This window comes from Proteus terrae subsp. cibarius, assembly GCF_011045835.1.
Lineage (GTDB): Bacteria > Pseudomonadota > Gammaproteobacteria > Enterobacterales > Enterobacteriaceae > Proteus > Proteus cibarius.
This window is the reverse complement of the sequence record NZ_CP047349.1, coordinates 2,583,323-2,600,159: the sequence shown is the minus strand read 5'-3', so window position 1 is coordinate 2,600,159 and position 16,837 is coordinate 2,583,323. Positions and strand designations below refer to the sequence as shown.

At 39.1% G+C, this 16,837-nt stretch carries 18 protein-coding genes; 16 read left to right on the top strand and 2 right to left on the bottom strand.

Going from position 1 to position 16,837, the window contains the following annotated elements; all coding sequences use genetic code 11:
• Nucleotides 1-15 precede the first annotated feature (15 nt).
• The 3 genes from GTH25_RS12175 (at nt 16) to GTH25_RS12165 (ending at nt 2,912) form a co-directional block, all read left to right on the top strand.
• The gene (locus GTH25_RS12175) at nt 16-1,632 is read left to right on the top strand and encodes an NAD+ synthase (protein ID WP_075670458.1); all 1,617 of its coding nucleotides are present in this window, start codon (nt 16-18) and stop codon (nt 1,630-1,632) included.
• Between the two features lie 15 nt (nt 1,633-1,647).
• Nucleotides 1,648-1,986 (top strand): nitrogen regulatory protein P-II, encoded by a 339-nt coding sequence (glnB, locus tag GTH25_RS12170; protein WP_075670460.1) that lies wholly within the window; start codon nt 1,648-1,650, stop codon nt 1,984-1,986.
• Nucleotides 1,987-2,264: 278 nt separating this feature from the next.
• Nucleotides 2,265-2,912 (top strand): hypothetical protein, encoded by a 648-nt coding sequence (locus GTH25_RS12165; protein ID WP_075670462.1) that lies wholly within the window; start codon nt 2,265-2,267, stop codon nt 2,910-2,912.
• A gap of 89 nt (nt 2,913-3,001) precedes the next feature.
• Here GTH25_RS12165 and hmpA read toward each other — a convergent pair whose 3' ends face one another.
• Nucleotides 3,002-4,201 (bottom strand): NO-inducible flavohemoprotein, encoded by a 1,200-nt coding sequence (gene hmpA / locus GTH25_RS12160; protein ID WP_099659375.1) that lies wholly within the window; start codon nt 4,199-4,201, stop codon nt 3,002-3,004.
• Between the two features lie 366 nt (nt 4,202-4,567).
• Between hmpA and glyA the strand changes: the two genes are divergently transcribed.
• The 4 genes from glyA (at nt 4,568) to GTH25_RS12140 (ending at nt 9,214) form a co-directional block, all read left to right on the top strand.
• Nucleotides 4,568-5,821 carry a serine hydroxymethyltransferase gene (glyA, locus tag GTH25_RS12155; RefSeq protein WP_075670466.1) on the top strand — a complete coding sequence of 418 codons (1,254 nt, stop codon included), beginning with the start codon at nt 4,568-4,570 and terminating at the stop codon, nt 5,819-5,821.
• A gap of 92 nt (nt 5,822-5,913) precedes the next feature.
• Nucleotides 5,914-7,068: a 3-phenylpropionate MFS transporter gene (locus tag GTH25_RS12150; protein ID WP_164530599.1), complete on the top strand. Its 1,155-nt coding sequence runs from the start codon at nt 5,914-5,916 to the stop codon at nt 7,066-7,068.
• A 168-nt stretch (nt 7,069-7,236) separates the two neighbouring features.
• Entirely contained in the window at nt 7,237-8,505 is a 1,269-nt protein-coding gene (locus GTH25_RS12145; RefSeq protein ID WP_099659377.1) for a M24 family metallopeptidase, read from the top strand.
• A gap of 37 nt (nt 8,506-8,542) precedes the next feature.
• Nucleotides 8,543-9,214, top strand: a complete 672-nt coding sequence (locus tag GTH25_RS12140) for a CerR family C-terminal domain-containing protein (RefSeq protein WP_075670472.1) — start codon at nt 8,543-8,545, stop codon at nt 9,212-9,214.
• 64 nt (nt 9,215-9,278) lie between these two features.
• Here GTH25_RS12140 and suhB read toward each other — a convergent pair whose 3' ends face one another.
• Nucleotides 9,279-10,082, bottom strand: coding sequence for an inositol-1-monophosphatase (suhB, locus tag GTH25_RS12135; protein ID WP_023581619.1), 804 nt, complete (start codon nt 10,080-10,082; stop codon nt 9,279-9,281).
• Between the two features lie 124 nt (nt 10,083-10,206).
• On the opposite strand from suhB, the gene trmJ reads away from it, so the two are divergent.
• From trmJ to iscX, 9 genes are all read left to right on the top strand, one after another.
• Nucleotides 10,207-10,935: a tRNA (cytosine(32)/uridine(32)-2'-O)-methyltransferase TrmJ gene (trmJ, locus tag GTH25_RS12130; RefSeq protein WP_075670474.1), complete on the top strand. Its 729-nt coding sequence runs from the start codon at nt 10,207-10,209 to the stop codon at nt 10,933-10,935.
• A 131-nt stretch (nt 10,936-11,066) separates the two neighbouring features.
• The gene (gene iscR, locus GTH25_RS12125) at nt 11,067-11,561 is read left to right on the top strand and encodes a Fe-S cluster assembly transcriptional regulator IscR (protein ID WP_006533450.1); all 495 of its coding nucleotides are present in this window, start codon (nt 11,067-11,069) and stop codon (nt 11,559-11,561) included.
• 68 nt (nt 11,562-11,629) lie between these two features.
• Nucleotides 11,630-12,844: an IscS subfamily cysteine desulfurase gene (locus tag GTH25_RS12120; protein WP_072063243.1), complete on the top strand. Its 1,215-nt coding sequence runs from the start codon at nt 11,630-11,632 to the stop codon at nt 12,842-12,844.
• A gap of 24 nt (nt 12,845-12,868) precedes the next feature.
• Complete coding sequence (gene iscU, locus GTH25_RS12115; protein ID WP_023581622.1) at nt 12,869-13,255, top strand: Fe-S cluster assembly scaffold IscU; 387 nt, start codon at nt 12,869-12,871, stop codon at nt 13,253-13,255.
• 89 nt (nt 13,256-13,344) lie between these two features.
• On the top strand, nt 13,345-13,668 hold the full coding sequence (gene iscA, locus GTH25_RS12110) for an iron-sulfur cluster assembly protein IscA (protein ID WP_006533446.1): 324 nt from the start codon (nt 13,345-13,347) through the stop codon (nt 13,666-13,668).
• A 49-nt stretch (nt 13,669-13,717) separates the two neighbouring features.
• Nucleotides 13,718-14,239, top strand: a complete 522-nt coding sequence (gene hscB, locus GTH25_RS12105; RefSeq protein WP_075670476.1) for a co-chaperone HscB — start codon at nt 13,718-13,720, stop codon at nt 14,237-14,239.
• Nucleotides 14,240-14,250: 11 nt separating this feature from the next.
• Nucleotides 14,251-16,101, top strand: coding sequence for a Fe-S protein assembly chaperone HscA (hscA, locus tag GTH25_RS12100; RefSeq protein WP_075670478.1), 1,851 nt, complete (start codon nt 14,251-14,253; stop codon nt 16,099-16,101).
• Nucleotides 16,102-16,103: 2 nt separating this feature from the next.
• A complete protein-coding gene (fdx, locus tag GTH25_RS12095) occupies nt 16,104-16,439 on the top strand; it encodes an ISC system 2Fe-2S type ferredoxin (protein WP_006533442.1) in 336 nt (111 codons plus the stop codon).
• A 15-nt stretch (nt 16,440-16,454) separates the two neighbouring features.
• The gene (gene iscX / locus GTH25_RS12090; protein WP_006533441.1) at nt 16,455-16,649 is read left to right on the top strand and encodes a Fe-S cluster assembly protein IscX; all 195 of its coding nucleotides are present in this window, start codon (nt 16,455-16,457) and stop codon (nt 16,647-16,649) included.
• Nucleotides 16,650-16,837: the final 188 nt, after the last annotated feature.

The following is a 16,837-nucleotide window of genomic DNA, read 5'->3' as shown; positions in this document are numbered from 1 at the left end:
GAGAGACTAATTTTTATGAGTCGTAAACTAAAACTCGCCATGGCTCAACTTAATTGGGTTGTTGGTGATATTGAAGGTAACTGCGAGCGCATGTTATCTACCGTTAAAGCACAAGAAGAGGCCGATCTGGTCATGTTTTCTGAATTGGCTTTATGCGGTTACTCTCCTGAAGATCTGCTATTTCGTCCTGATTTCCAACAGCGTTGTGAAACACAACTTACGCGTTTAGAACAAGCAAGCAAAAAAATAGCGATTGTTGTTGGACATCCTTGGTGGCAAAACGGCAAAATTTATAACGCACTTTCATTTTTCTATAAAGGTGAATTACAAGCGCGTTATTTCAAACAGCAATTACCTAATTATGGTGTGTTTGATGAGAAGCGTTATTTCCAACAAGGAAATGAACGTTGTGTGGTACCGTTTAAAGGTTATCACCTAGGTTTGTTAATTTGTGAAGATATTTGGATCAATGAACCTATTGATGCATTAAAACAAGCGGGTGCCGATCTCGTTCTATCTATTAATGCTTCACCTTATAATCGTGAAAAACCGCATGTTCGTACACAGCTAATTAAAGAACATTGCCAAAGAACACACCTTCCAGTGATTTATCTTAACCAAATTGGTGGTCAGGATGAGTTGGTATTTGATGGCTGCTCAAAAGTATTTGATGAACGGGGTGCTATTACACATCGTTTAGCTGCATTTGATGAACAGACTACTATTGTTGAATTCGACGAATTAAACATTATTCCAATGGCAGATCCTGCTCCGGAACTTTCACCTTTAGCGCAAGTTTATCAAGCATTAGTGCTTGCAACGCGTGATTACGTCACTAAGAACGGTTTTAAAGGGGCAATTCTAGGGTTATCTGGTGGTATTGACTCTGGGTTAACCGTTGCTATCGCAGCTGATGCCTTAGGCAAAGAGAGTGTTCAAGCTGTTATGATGCCATTTCGTTATACATCAGAAATGAGTATTCATGATGCTAAAGAACAAGCCGATTTATTAGGTGTTGAGTTTGATACGGTTTCTATTGAACCCATGTTTGATGCTTTTATGGCGCAGCTTGCACCTATGTTTAAAGATACTGCCGCAGATACTACAGAAGAAAATCTACAAGCACGTTGTCGCGCTGTTATTTTAATGGCAATGTCGAATAAACGCCGCCGTTTAGTGTTAACTACAAGCAATAAAAGTGAATCAGCCGTGGGTTATTCCACATTGTATGGTGATATGGCTGGTGGTTTTGATGTACTAAAAGATGTGCCTAAAACATTGGTTTTTGAGCTTTCTAAATATCGTAATACGCTTTCGCCTGCTATTCCTCAGCGTGTTATTGATAGACCGCCATCAGCAGAACTTGCACCGGGACAAACAGATCAAGATAATTTGCCTCCTTATGATATTTTGGATGCGATCCTTGAGGGTTATGTTGAGCAAGATAAATCTGTATCTGATTTAGTTGCGGCTGGATTTGATGAAGCGACAGTCCGTAAAGTGATAAAATTAGTCGATATTAATGAATACAAGCGACGTCAAGCCCCTGTTGGGCCACGTATTACAAGTCGTAATTTTGGTAAAGATCGCAGATACCCAATTACAAGCGGTTTTGGTCGCCACAACTGGTAATAGCAGGATAATACGATGAAAAAAATTGAAGCGATAATTAAGCCGTTTAAATTAGATGATGTAAGAGAAGCACTCGGCGAAGTGGGTATCACGGGAATGACCGTAACAGAAGTGAAAGGCTTTGGTCGCCAAAAAGGGCATACTGAGCTTTACCGCGGTGCTGAATACATGGTCGACTTTTTACCTAAAGTGAAGATTGAAATTATTGTCTCTGATGAAATTGTTGAAACTTGTGTAGATACAATTATGACAACGGCACAAACAGGTAAAATTGGTGATGGTAAGATTTTTGTATTCGATGTGAGTCGTGTTATTCGTATTCGCACTGGCGAACAAGACGAAGAGGCTATTTAGTTAAGTTATTAGTAATTAATTAAACTTAAGCTAAATATTTATATTATTCATTTTTATTAAAGCCCGATATTTTTAATCAAAATATCGGGCTTTTTCTTTTTCTTGCGCATAATTCATTTTTTAATGTTTTGCCTATAATGCTATTTATATCTTATAGAAGTCTATTGAAGATGCTGAGCAATTTATTTTACTGCTTTTTATAAATTTTAAGGCACAAAATGTTATTCAATAACTTTTAAGTAAAGTTATCATCATCGACATTAAAAAATTATTAAGGTATGGGCAAAATAATGTTTAATTATTTATTAAAGCGTCTCGCTTTATTTTTATGTGCAGCAGTGTTAATCGCCATCACTACGGGATTTATTTTTCTTGATATTTTGGTTCTTGATAATGGTATTTCTGAAACGTCAGTAACTGAATTAGGCCAAGAAATCATCGTCGCCATTATTTGCTTATTCTTTTTTATTAAAGCATGTCAAAACAGTGAACAACGGGGAGCGTTCACACTTATTATGGGCTTTTTCTTGTGTATTTTAATTCGTGAGTTAGATGGCGTTTTTGATCAGATAGCACACGGCTCTTGGGTTTGGTTTGCTCTAACGGTGACATTTATTTGTATTGCTATCGCAATTAGAGAAGGCAAGAGAACGTTGAAAGGCTTAATCCACTTTATTACTCACCCTAGCCATGGGATGTTAGTTGCTGGCCTGTTATGTATTTTACTGTTCTCTCGTCTATTTGGAATGGGAATACTTTGGCATAAATTATTGGGTGAAGATTATAACCGCGCCGTTAAAAATATGGTGGAAGAGGGTAGTGAACTATTTGGTTATACGCTCTGTTTAATTAGTGTTATTTGGTACGGTTTTTCTGCTAAAGATCATGTTATTCCTGCTGCGATTGAAAATAAATATCGACCATAAAAAGGCAGTAAAATAACCAAGAAAAGCGCTGATAAATATAACCAGCGCTTTTTTATTCAATTTAAAATTGAACGTTAATGAAGGTATTTTTATTGTAAGTCTTGTGTAATAACAGCATGAGGACCAAAACATTCATAATGAAGTTTTTCACTATTAATACCTAGTTCAATAAGTTGTTTAGCAACAGATTGCATAAAAGGTAATGGACCACAAAAATAGAAATGCATATCAGGAATAGTTAGCCAATCTTCAACTTGTTTTAATGTCATTAAGCCTTCGAATTGATAATCTTTATTTTGTACATCTTCAGTGCGTGGCGTGCGATACCATATCGCTTGTTGATAGTGTGAAAGTTGATTGCCAACTTGATTAACTTCATCTTTAAACGCATGGACACCACCATGCTCAGCCGCATGTAACCAATTAATATTAGCTTGATGAGCTGAAAGTGTGTGCAACATAGACAGCATTGGAGTTAAACCTACACCTGCTGAAATTAAGGTTACCGGTGTTGTTGGTGATATATCTAAATAGAAATCGCCCCCTGGTGCGGCAGCTTGTAAAGTGTCACCTTCTTGAATATGGTCATGAAGAAAATTCGATAAAATACCTTTCTCTTCGCGTTTTACTGCAATGCGATAGGTTTTATTATTTGATGATTGAGTTAATGAATATTGACGTATTTCTTGATTTTCAAGGCGCTCATTACGGATATAAAGGCTTAAATATTGCCCAGCTTGATAAGAAGTAACAGCAAGTCCATCTTCAGGCTCTAATTCAAAACTGGTAATGACATCACTTTGTTTTACTTTATGTTTAACTTTAAAGTTCCGTAATCCTCTCCAACCCCCGTTTGTTTGTTCTTTTTGCTGATAAATTTGTTCTTCACGATTGATAAAGACATCTGCCAATACTTGATAAGCGGCACCCCAAGCATCTAATACTTCTTGCCCAGGATTAAACATCTCATCAATTGTTGCTAATAAATTTTCGCCGACGATGGGATAGTGCTCAGGAAGAATATTTAAACTGGCATGTTTTTGTGCAATTTTCTCAACGGCAGGCAATATGGTGGCTAAATTTTCAATGTTCGCCGCATAAGCGCATATCGCATTAAATAAGGCTTCGCGTTGCGCACCACTGCTTTGATGGCTCATGGTGAAAATATCTTTCAATTCTGGATGGCGAGAGAACATTCGGTCATAAAAGTGGGCGGTTAATGCAGGGCCTGTTTTAGCAATGAGAGGGATGGTCGATTTAATTGTCGCGATAGTTTGTGCATCTAACATAATTGCTCCTGAAAAATTTTCAGTTTATTGTGAATTTTTATAAATTGTATTTAATATGCAACTTATCTCTTTTTGATTATTTTGTAAATCTCTGTTTTTATTTTTTAACAAAAAATCTCAATTCTTAGAGAATGATGCGGGGTGTTTGCAAAATAAGGCGAGATGTGCCTCAAAAAGGGGAATAAGTACAGGATAAAATGAGGTTGTTAAAAAGTAATAATGTGCTGTTATAGTTGGATGGCAAACGATTGCGTATTTTTTCATTAGGGGCTATCTCAATGAAGAAAAAGAGTTTACACTGTATGCCATTCTTTCTCCCGCATGGGAGTTTGTCTTTAGTGAAGTTAGCTGAGTCAGGAGATGTGAATGTTAAAACGTGAAATGAATATTGCTGATTACGATCCAGAATTATGGAATGCAATGGAAGGTGAAGTGACTCGTCAAGAAGAGCACATCGAACTTATTGCTTCTGAAAACTATACCAGTCCTCGTGTTATGCAGGCGCAGGGATCTCAGCTGACAAATAAATATGCTGAAGGCTATCCGGGTAAACGTTACTACGGCGGTTGTGAGTATGTGGATGTTGTAGAGCAACTGGCTATCGATCGTGCAAAAGCATTATTTGGTGCAGATTATGCTAACGTACAGCCTCACTCAGGCTCTCAAGCGAATGCCGCTGTCTATATGGCATTGTTAAAACCAGGTGATACCGTTTTAGGTATGAACCTAGCACAAGGCGGTCACTTAACTCATGGTTCACCAGTTAACTTCTCTGGTAAACTGTATAACATCGTACCTTATGGTATTGATGAATCAGGTAAAATTGATTACGAAGACATCGCTGTTCAAGCTAAAAAACATCAACCAAAAATGATCATTGGCGGATTCTCTGCTTATTCTGGTATGGTCGATTGGGCTAAAATGCGCGAAATCGCAGACAGCATTGGAGCATTCTTATTTGTTGATATGGCACACGTTGCGGGTATGGTTGCAGCAGGTGTTTATCCTAACCCTGTTCCTCATGCACATGTTGTTACAACAACGACCCATAAAACCTTAGCAGGTCCACGCGGTGGTCTTATCCTTGCTAAAGGTGGCGATGAAGAGTTTTATAAAAAACTGAACTCTGCTGTATTCCCAGGCTCTCAAGGCGGCCCTTTAATGCATGTTATTGCAGGTAAAGCGGTTGCATTAAAAGAAGCTATGGAGCCAGAATTTAAAGTTTATCAGCAACAAGTTGCTAAAAACTCGAAAGCAATGGTAGAAGTTTTCTTAGATCGCGGTTATAAAGTAGTGTCTGGCGGAACTGAAAACCACCTGTTTTTATTAGATTTAGTTGATAAAGATATTACAGGTAAAGATGCAGATGCTGCACTGGGTCGTGCAAATATCACTGTTAACAAAAACAGCGTACCAAATGATCCTCGTAGCCCATTTGTAACTTCTGGTGTTCGTATCGGTTCTCCAGCGATTACACGTCGTGGTTTTAAAGAAGCGGAAGCTCGTGAATTAGCCGGTTGGATGTGTGATGTCCTTGATAATATCAATGATGAAGCGAACATTGAGAAAGTGAAACAAAAAGTCTTGGATATCTGCGCTAAATTTCCAGTTTACGCATAAGTTTGTAACGATATAATAAAACCCGTTGTACAAGCCCGCTTCGAGAACTTGTTCTTGGCGGGTTTTTTTGCATCTTAAAAATGGGGGATTGGATGGTTATTCCATCAACATTGTGGCTTGCCTTAGATTATTTTACCTATTTCTTTTCATACGGCATCTTTTTACCCTTTTGGTCCATATGGCTAAAAGGAGAGGGGGTCGATCCTGCAATGATAGGTCTGTTATTAGGTGTAGGTTTAACCGCACGTTTTGTTGGTAGCCTAATTTTAACGCCTGCGGTAAAGGATCCGTCAAAACTTATCACTGCATTAAGATTGTTTGCTTTTCTCTCATTACTTTTTACTGTTTCATTTATGATGGGTAGCCATTGGGCATGGTTATTCTTTGTGATGACAGGATTTAACGTTTTCTTTTCACCGATGGTGCCCTTAGGCGATTCTCTAGCTGGAACGTGGCAAAAACAGTTTCCTTTTGACTATGGAAAAATCCGTGTTTGGGGCTCAATTGCTTTTATTATTAGCTCATCATTGCTAGGTGTTTTAATTGATGTTTTTGGGCATCCCATTATTCTTTATGGGTTGATTGCCAGTACTCTTGCACTATTCCTGACATCTATGCTCCGCCCTAAAGTTATGCCTCAGGGCAAAGTAAAAAAAGCAGAACACAGCAATGTGTCCTTTATGAAACTCATTTCAGATGGACCAGTTTGGCGTTTTCTGTTGTGTGTCTCTTTACTGCAAGGTGCGCACGCTGCTTATTATGGTTTTAGTGCACTTTATTGGGAAAAAGCAGGGTATGACACTGCAACAATCGGCTATCTTTGGTCATTAGGTGTGGTTTCAGAGGTGGTTGTTTTTATGTTGAGCCATCGTTTATTCCGTCGCTGGAGCGCAAGAAATCTACTCTTACTTTCCGCTTTTGCTGGGCTTCTACGTTGGGGATTAATGGGTAGTTTTACCGCATTACCCGCGCTTATTGTTGTTCAAATCTTGCATAGTGGTACGTTTACGGTGTGCCATTTAGCAGCAATGCGCTTTATTAGCGCACGTCAAGAGCACGAAATTATTCGTCTGCAAGCGGTGTATTCGGCTTTGGCGATGGGCGGAAGTATTGCGATCATGACCATTGTCTCTGGTTGGTTGTATGAAAAACTTCCTAATCAAGAGTCGTTGATCTTCTGGTTAATGGCAGCATTAACGATCCCTGCTATGTTTATCAGACCAAGAATACAACCTCAAAATACCTAATTCCTCTATTTTATAAAAATTAAGATCTGTAATGTCCCTTGATATTGCAGATCTTTTTCTTTTTGCCTTTAAAAAGCGCATTTTTTGATCAAGCGAATAATTGACCATTCTAAATATTAGATTTAGATTTAGTTCATTCAAATGAATGAATATAAAAAAGGTATTATTATGAACAATAAATCGGTGATCCCAGCCAGTTTTTCTTTACAAGAAAGAGACAGACGTTGGCAGTTAGCTAGAGATATTATGAAAGATAATCAGTTAGATACATTGATTGTCTATGGCGATAGAGAATCCGCCGCACCAGCGCCATTTTGTATTGACCACTACTTTACAAATGACCGGTTAGGGTCTGTTGTTATTTTTCATGAAGATAAAAAACCATTGATAGTCACTTTTGCACCAATGATGATCGCTGATCATATGCAGGCCAAACTACGTGGTGATTTGCAGTGGATTGATGAAGACAATCTTGTTGTAGGAAAGACAGGGTGTAATATTGCTCAATTACTGAAAGAAATGGGTGTGCAACAAAATGCACATATTGGTGTTATTGGGTTAGAGCCTTATCCTCCATTCTATTTTGATGGTGCAATGCCATTTAATACTCTAAACGGTATTAAGGATGCATTCCCTTATGCGAAATTTAGCTGTGTTTATCGTGATTTCTTTAAACGTGCATCCGTTAAAAGTGAAGAAGAACTGACACATGTAAGATATGCTGCAGCTATTGGTGAAGCAATGAGTGAAGCAATGCGCATCACAACCAGACCAGGGGCGACAGAAGCCGATCTTGCGGCCGCTATTACTGCAACTTGCCTATCCAGAGGTGGGTTTACGGCTGAAATTCTAATGGGATCAGGTTCTGAATATATCGGTTGGGGTCCTCCAGCTTGGCAATATCGCTCACAAGCTCCACGTGAAATTCAAATAGGCGACATTGTGCTATCAGAAATTTTCGCTTTATATGGAATGTATGAAACACAACACCAAGCTGCCGTTGCTGTGGGTAAAATTCATGAGAATTTAGAAAAAGCGGCTTTGGTTGCTCGTGAATGTTATGAAATAGGTGTTGAGCATTTAAAGGCTGGCATTACTTTTGGTGAAGTGGTTGATTTAATGGAAAAACCATTATTACAATCAGGGGGATGGCATGTGCATCCACTTATCCATAGCATCAATCCTTATGGACCTATTGGTTTTGGTACTGCTCCGGGTATCGAATCATTACCATTGGCGAGTCGTTATAAACAAATTGAACGATTACCAAATCCAGGTCGAGAGCTTGTATTACAAGAAGGTATGACGTTTGCGTTTGAGCCTAACTGTGGCTTTGGTCATCACTTATGTAACTTAGGTGGTACGGTTGTAGTTGGTAAAAGTAAAGGGATTGAGTTAAATTCAAACTCAACACAATTAATGCGGGCTGATTTATAAGCCTAATAATAAATAGTTAATAAATATTTAATAAATAATGAAAAACACCAGTAAAACCGCAATGAGTACAGAACAGACTCAAGAAAAGTTAGTACAAGAAGGTATTAAGCTTTTTGCACTATACGGAATTAGTGGGTTGAGAACGAGACAACTTGCGCAGGATGCTGGTGTTAATCAATCAGCAATTCCTTATCATTTTGGTGGAAAACTAGGCGTTTATACCGCCGTTATTCAATATATTGCGACAGAATTAGCGTCAGAAATTCATTTTGACCAATTTGATAATAAGCTTCAGTTTTTATTAAAAGAGAATAAGTTAGATCGTGAATTACTTGCTTCTCTGATCCCTTTATTAGTCACGGGATTAACACGCGCTTTATTAGCACCTGAACGTCATTATTACAGTCAGCTGATTTTACGTGAGCAATTGGAACCGACTGAAAATTATGAGTTGATTTATCATAACTTAATTGAGCCTTTTCATTTACGGCTATCTCATCTCATCGAATTAATCGATAAAAAGAGTGATACATTGACTACTACTATTCGTGCTCATGCCGTTATTGGGCAAATACTTGGGTTTGTGATCGCGAGAAAAGCATTTTTATTACGTATTGATAAACAAGAAATGACATCGCAATTATTAGATAAAATAGCCAAAGAAATTAGCCAATTATCAGTAAATGCACTATTAACGATAAATCCGTAGGCAATAAAAAAGACCATAATATTATGGTCTTTTTCTCTTATATTTTTTATTCGTATCAACGAAATTAACGTTTTAATGCGTCTGTTAATTCACTACGAATTTCAGCTAATAGTGCTCTGACAACGCGTGGGTTACCTGCAACAATATTACCTGTTTGTAGGTAGCCATGATTACCAGTAAAGTCAGAAACGATAGCACCTGCTTCACGAGCGATTAATTCGCCACCTAAGAAATCCCAAGGTTTTAAGCCAATCTCAAAGAAACCATCAACACGGCCTGCTGCAACATAAGCTAAATCTAATGCAGCTGAACCTGTGCGACGGAAATCAGCACAAGGTACAAACAGTTTGCCTAACATATTCATGTAAGCGGCCGAATGTTGTTTACTTTTGAATGGGAAACCAGTCGCAAGAACAGCACCGTCTAAATCGCGAGCATTAGAGCCACGTAGACGATAACCGTTTAATTGAGCGCCTTGACCACGAACGGCTGAGAATAATTCGTTACGCATAGGATCGTAAACAACAGCAACTTCAGTACGGCCTTTAATGCGTACAGCAATAGAAACAGAGAAGTGTGGAAGACGTTTAATGAAGTTAGTAGTGCCATCAAGTGGATCAATAACCCATTGTATGTCGTGATCTTCACCGAGTAACTCGCCACTTTCTTCCGTAATAATGGTGTGTTTTGGATAAGATTTACGGATGATTTCAATGATTGCTTGTTCTGCGTCACGGTCAACGTTAGTGACAAAATCATTGGTACCTTTCTGATTAGTTTCTACAGATTCAGGATTTTCGTAATTTTTGGCGATTAAATTACCAGCCTTACGTGCGGCACGTATGGCAATATTCAGCATCGGATGCATGGTTATCTTCCACAAGATGTTAAAGAACGGGGATAAAAAACGTGCGAGAGTATAACAGGCATTCGTGTTTCTGGCTACAATTGTGATAAAATAGATGGATCACAAAGCAATTAACAAGAAATCAATGTTAGAAAATATTCGCATCATCCTTGTAGAAACCTCGCATACAGGCAATATGGGCTCTACAGCTCGAGCTATGAAAACTATGGGATTAACCAATCTTTATTTTGTTAATCCAAAAGAAAAACCAGATTCACATTCTATTGCCCTATCAGCAGGTGCAAGTGATGTTATTGGCAATGCACATATTGTTAATAGTATCGATGAAGCGATTGAAGGCTGTGGTTTAGTCATAGGAACAAGTGCCCGTAGTCGTACACTTTCTTGGCCAATGCTTGCACCACGTGAATGTGGTGAACGTTGTGTTATGGAAGCTAAAAATAAACCTGTTGCTGTTATTTTTGGCCGTGAACGTACAGGTTTAACTAATGAAGAATTACAAAAATGTGATTTTCATCTGTATGTTCCGACTAATCCAGAATATGGTTCTTTAAATTTAGCGATGGCTGTTCAGCTTGTTAGTTATGAAATTCGTATGGCAGCACTTGCCCAAGAAGAAAAACAAGAGGAAAATAACCCATCAGAGATTGATTATCCACCAGCAGACGATATAGAACGTTTTTACGTTCACTTAGAGCAGGTGCTTAATGAATCTGGCTTTATTCGTCCTAAACATCCGGGACAAGTGATGAGCCGTTTACGCCGTCTATTTACGCGAGCACGTCCAGAAACACAAGAGCTTCATATCTTACGTGGTATCCTAACGTCAGTTGAGAAATGGGCTAAGAAATAGAGGGCAAAGTTGATTAACTTAAGTCAACTTTTGGCTGAGTATAATACTTGACTAAAACACTCGGATAAATAGTTGACTAAATTACTCGGGAATGACACAATTTGATTATTGTTCACCACGGAGTATTTGTTATGAGACTGACATCAAAAGGGCGTTACGCAGTTACTGCAATGCTTGATGTTGCATTGCATTCACAGCAAGGCCCAGTCCCCCTCGCTGATATTTCAGAGCGTCAAGGGATTTCCCTTTCTTATCTTGAGCAGCTTTTCTCACGTTTGCGCAAAAATGAATTAGTCGCAAGTGTTCGTGGTCCTGGAGGCGGTTATTTATTAGGCCGTGATGCAGGGCAAATTTTTGTTGCTCAAGTTATTTCTGCGGTTGATGAATCTGTCGATGCTACCCGTTGTCAGGGTAACAAAGAAGGTTGTCAAGGTGGCGACCGTTGCCTGACTCATACTTTGTGGCGTGATTTAAGTGATCGTATAACCAGTTTCCTAAGCAGTATCAGCCTTGAAGAGTTAGTAAATAACGAAGAGGTTATGGATGTCGCCGATCGTCAAGACAATGAAAAACGCCATGCTATTAATGGTCGTTTACAAGAAACCATTGTTAATATGCGAGTTTAACGGCGATCTCTAGGTAGGCAAAAACAAAATTATTAAAGAAGATCCGTCGTCTTTGGAGTTAGTGAGCAATGAAATTACCCATTTATCTAGATTATTCAGCAACCACTCCTGTTGATCCACGAGTTGCTGAAAAAATGATGCAATGCCTGACTATTGATGGCATTTTTGGTAACCCAGCCTCTCGTTCACACCGTTTTGGTTGGCAAGCAGAAGAAGCTATTGATATTGCACGTAATCAGATCGCTGATTTAATCGGTGCAGATCCTCGTGAGATCGTATTCACATCAGGCGCAACTGAAGCTGATAACCTCGCACTAAAAGGTGTTGCTAACTTTTACCAGAAAAAAGGTAAGCACATCATCACTTCAAAAACCGAACATAAAGCCATTTTAGACACTTGTCGTCAACTTGAGCGTGAAGGTTTTGAAGTCACTTATTTGGCACCAAAAAGTGATGGTCTGATTGACCTGAAAGAGCTTGAAGAAGCGATGCGTGAAGATACTATTTTAGTTTCTATCATGCATGTAAATAACGAAATTGGTGTTGTACAAGATATTGCTGCTATCGGTGAATTATGCCGTAGCAAAGGTATTATTTACCATGTAGACGCAACACAAAGCGTTGGTAAATTACCGATTGATCTTTCTAAGTTAAAAGTTGATTTACTTTCTCTTTCTGCGCATAAAGTTTACGGCCCTATGGGTATCGGTGCACTTTATGTTCGTCGTAAACCACGTATTCGTTTAGAAGCACAAATGCATGGTGGCGGACATGAGCGTGGTATGCGTTCAGGTACATTAGCCGTTCACCAAATTGTGGGTATGGGCGAAGCTTACCGTATTTTGAAAGAAGAAATGGCTGATGAAACTAAACGCTTAAACGAATTACGTTTACGTTTATGGAATGGCATTAAAGATATCGAAGAAGTTTATATCAACGGTTCTTTAGAACACACTGCGCCAAATATTCTTAATGTGAGCTTCAACTATGTTGAAGGTGAATCATTGATGATGGCACTGAAAGATCTTGCTGTTTCTTCAGGTTCAGCCTGTACCTCAGCAAGTTTAGAACCTTCTTATGTACTGCGTGCGTTAGGTTTAACTGATGAACTTGCACACAGTTCTATTCGCTTCTCTTTGGGTCGTTTCACCACAGAGGAAGAAATAGATTATGCAATTGAACAAATCCACAGTGCAATTGGTCGCTTACGTGATCTTTCTCCACTTTGGGATATGCATAAACAAGGTGTTGATATCAACAGTATCGAATGGTCTCACCATTAATCAGACGTTTTCAGGAGTTAAATCATGGCTTATAGCGATAAAGTAATTGATCATTATGAAAACCCTCGTAATGTGGGATCATTTGATAATAATGACCCTACTGTCGGGAGTGGTATGGTTGGCGCACCTGCTTGTGGTGACGTTATGAAACTGCAAATCAAAGTTGACGATAATGGCGTAATTGAAGATGCGCGTTTTAAAACTTATGGTTGTGGTTCAGCAATTGCATCAAGTTCACTGGTAACAGAATGGATGAAAGGCAAAACATTAGATGAAGCCGAATCTATTAAGAACACAGCAATTGCAGAAGAATTAGAATTACCACCAGTGAAAATTCACTGTTCAATTCTTGCAGAAGATGCAATAAAAGCAGCGATTGCAGACTATAAAAGCAAACGCCAAGGCAAGTAATTGTCTTTTATAATAAAAAAATAAAATATTGGCGGATGCTGAAACTTTTTTTCAGTATCCGCTTTCGTTCTTTATGAGTGAGGTGTGCCATGTCAATTTCCCTTACAGAATCCGCCGCTAATCGTGTTCGCTCTTTCCTATCTAATCGTGGAAAAGGTGAAGGTTTACGTTTAGGCGTAAGAACATCCGGTTGTTCTGGAATGGCTTATGTTCTTGAGTTTGCTGATGTCATCAATGACGAAGATACTGTTTTTGAAGACAAAGGTGTGAAAGTTATCGTTGATGGTAAAAGCATGGTCTATTTAGATGGAACAGAGCTTGATTTCGTCAAAGAAGGATTAAACGAAGGCTTTAAATTTAACAACCCAAATGTATCGAATGAGTGTGGTTGTGGTGAAAGCTTCACTGTGTAATTTGTGTTAAAAACGCAGTATTAACGTTAATTAATCCAAGAGTAGATGTATGGACTATTTCACACTATTAGGCATGCCTAATCGTTTTGATATTGATAAACAGCAACTTGCTACACGTTATCAAGATATGCAGCGTCAATATCACCCAGATCGTTTTGCAGGTCAGTCTGAAAAAGAACAGGCTCAAGCAATCTCGCTTGCTTCAACCATCAATCAGGCTTATCAGACCTTAAAAAATCCACTCTCAAGAGCTGAATACATGCTCTCATTACAGGGTATCGATATTGCTAATGAGCAACAAACGATGCACGATACTGCTTTTTTAATGGAGCAACTCACATTACGTGAAGAGCTGGATAACATCGAACACAGTGCTGAAGCCGAAAGTTTGTTAACCGACTTTTCTGCGCGTTTAGAAAAAATGTACACAGTACGCCATGATGAAATGGTCAAAACGCTAGAGGATCAAACTTGGGATGTTGCTGCAGATAATGTGAGAAAATTGCGTTTTCTCACGAAATTAAAAGAGCAAGTAGAACAACTTGAAGAACGCTTGTTTGATGGTTTTTAAGGGAAATAGTTATGTCATTATTACAAATTAGTGAACCAGGTCAAACGCCTGCACCGCATCAGCGCCGGCTCGCAGCGGGTATTGATTTAGGTACGACACACTCATTAGTTGCCACTGTACGTAGTGGGCAAGCCGAAGCGCTTTCTGACAGCGAAGGTCGCTATTTATTGCCATCTGTCGTGCAGTATCAAGTTGATAATATCAACGTTGGTTGGAATGCTAAAAAAAACGCAGAAAAAGATCCTGCTAACACGATAAGCTCAATTAAAAGAATGGTGGGTCGCTCACTGAGTGATGTGACAAGCCGTTACCCGAATCTTCCTTATCATTTTCATGAAAATGACAATGGGCTACCGCTGATCAAAACAGCGGCAGGTATTGTTGATCCTATTCAAGTCTCTTCTGATATCTTAAAAACATTAGCTGAACGTGCAACGCAATCATTAGGTGGAGAACTTGATGGTGTAGTTGTCACTGTACCTGCTTATTTCGATGATGCTCAACGTCAAGGCACAAAAGAAGCAGCCCGCCGCGCTGGTTTGCATGTTTTACGTTTATTAAACGAACCCACAGCAGCCGCTATTGCCTATGGCCTAGATTCAGGAAAAGAAGGCACCATCGTTGTTTATGACTTAGGTGGTGGTACTTTTGATATCTCCGTTCTTCGTTTAACTAAAGGTGTTTTTGAAGTCTTAGCGACTGGCGGTGATACTGCGTTAGGTGGCGATGACTTTGATATGATGCTGGTAGATTGGATAAGAGAACGTGCCGGTTTTGGACATCAGAAAGACGCTGTATTACAACGTCAATTATTGGATGTTGCATCAGAAACTAAAATTGCACTGAGTGATAACGATGTTGCAGATATTAATATTAATGGATGGAAAGGTGAGATCACTCGTGCTGAGTTTGAATCATTAATTCAATCATTAGTGAAGCGTACACTATTATCTGTTCGTCGCGCATTAAAAGACGCAGATGTCGAAATAGATGAAGTTTTAGAAGTGGTTATGGTTGGTGGTTCAACACGAGTACCATTGGTTCGTCAAATGGTTGGTGATTATTTCAAACGTGAACCTTTAACCTCTATCGATCCAGATAAAGTGGTTGCCATTGGTGCTTCAATCCAAGCTGATATTTTGGTGGGTAATAAACCGGATAGCGAAATGCTATTGCTGGATGTTATTCCTCTTTCTCTTGGCCTTGAAACAATGGGCGGATTAGTTGAGAAAGTGATCCCTCGCAATACCACTATTCCTGTTGCTAGAGCACAGGAGTTTACGACATTCAAAGATGGTCAAACTGCAATGAGTGTTCACGTCGTTCAAGGTGAGCGTGAAATGGTGAGCGATTGCCGTTCTCTTGCTCGTTTTACACTGCGTGGAATTCCGCCAATGGCTGCGGGTGGCGCACATATTCGTGTCACATTCCAAGTTGATGCTGATGGCTTACTCAGTGTTAGTGCGATGGAAAAATCAACGGGTGTTGAAGCCTCAGTACAGGTCAAGCCTTCTTATGGTCTTAGTGATACTGAAATCGCTAAGATGATCCAATCTTCGATGGAAAATGCCCAAGAAGATTTACATGCTCGTCGTTTAGCTGAGCAAAAAGTCGAAGCAGCTCGTGTGTTAGAAAGTTTAACCGCAGCATTAGAAGAAGATGCTCATCTGTTAAATGAAGATGAGAAAACGGCTATCGACAAAGTTGTAGATACCTTAATAGAGAGCGTTGAAGGAACAGATCCTGTTGCTATTGAAAACGCGATTAAACTACTGGATAAGCAAACTCAGGATTTTGCAGCGCGTCGTATGGATTCATCTATTCGACAAGCGTTGGCAGGTCATTCTGTGGATGAGATATAACTATGCCTAAAATTGTATTTTTACCCCATAGCACACTGTGCCCTGAAGGTGCTGTTGTTGACGCAACAGAAGGTGAGTCTATTCTAGATGTCGCATTACGCAACGGTATCGAGATTGAACATGCTTGTGAAATGTCTTGTGCATGTACAACTTGTCACTGTGTAGTGCGCGAAGGTTTTGATTCACTCGAAGAGAGCTCTGAACTTGAAGATGACATGTTAGATAAAGCATGGGGTTTAGAGCCAGAAAGCCGCTTAAGCTGCCAAGCAAAAGTGACTGACGAAGATTTAGTTGTTGAGATCCCTAAATATTCGATTAACCACGCAAGAGAGCATTAATTTTAGGAGTAGAACATGAAATGGAGTGACACGCGTGAAATAGGGGAAGCATTATTTGATCTTTATCCTGACACTGATCCTAAAACGGTACGCTTTACTGATATGCATCAGTGGATTTGTGATTTAGAAGATTTTGATGATGATCCACAGAAATCCAATGAAAAAATTCTTGAGGCTATTTTACTTGTTTGGCTTGATGAATTTGAATAATTGACGACATCGTAAATTTAAAAGACTGGCTTATTGCCGGTCTTTTTGCATTATGACCTTTTACATTTTACCTTATCACTGATTTAAAAATAATCATAAAGTTGGTAGTAGAGATATTTTGTTATGCGATCTTCTTCGAGGAATATCATGTAAATACGAAAGATCACTGGATGATAATGGTGACCTCT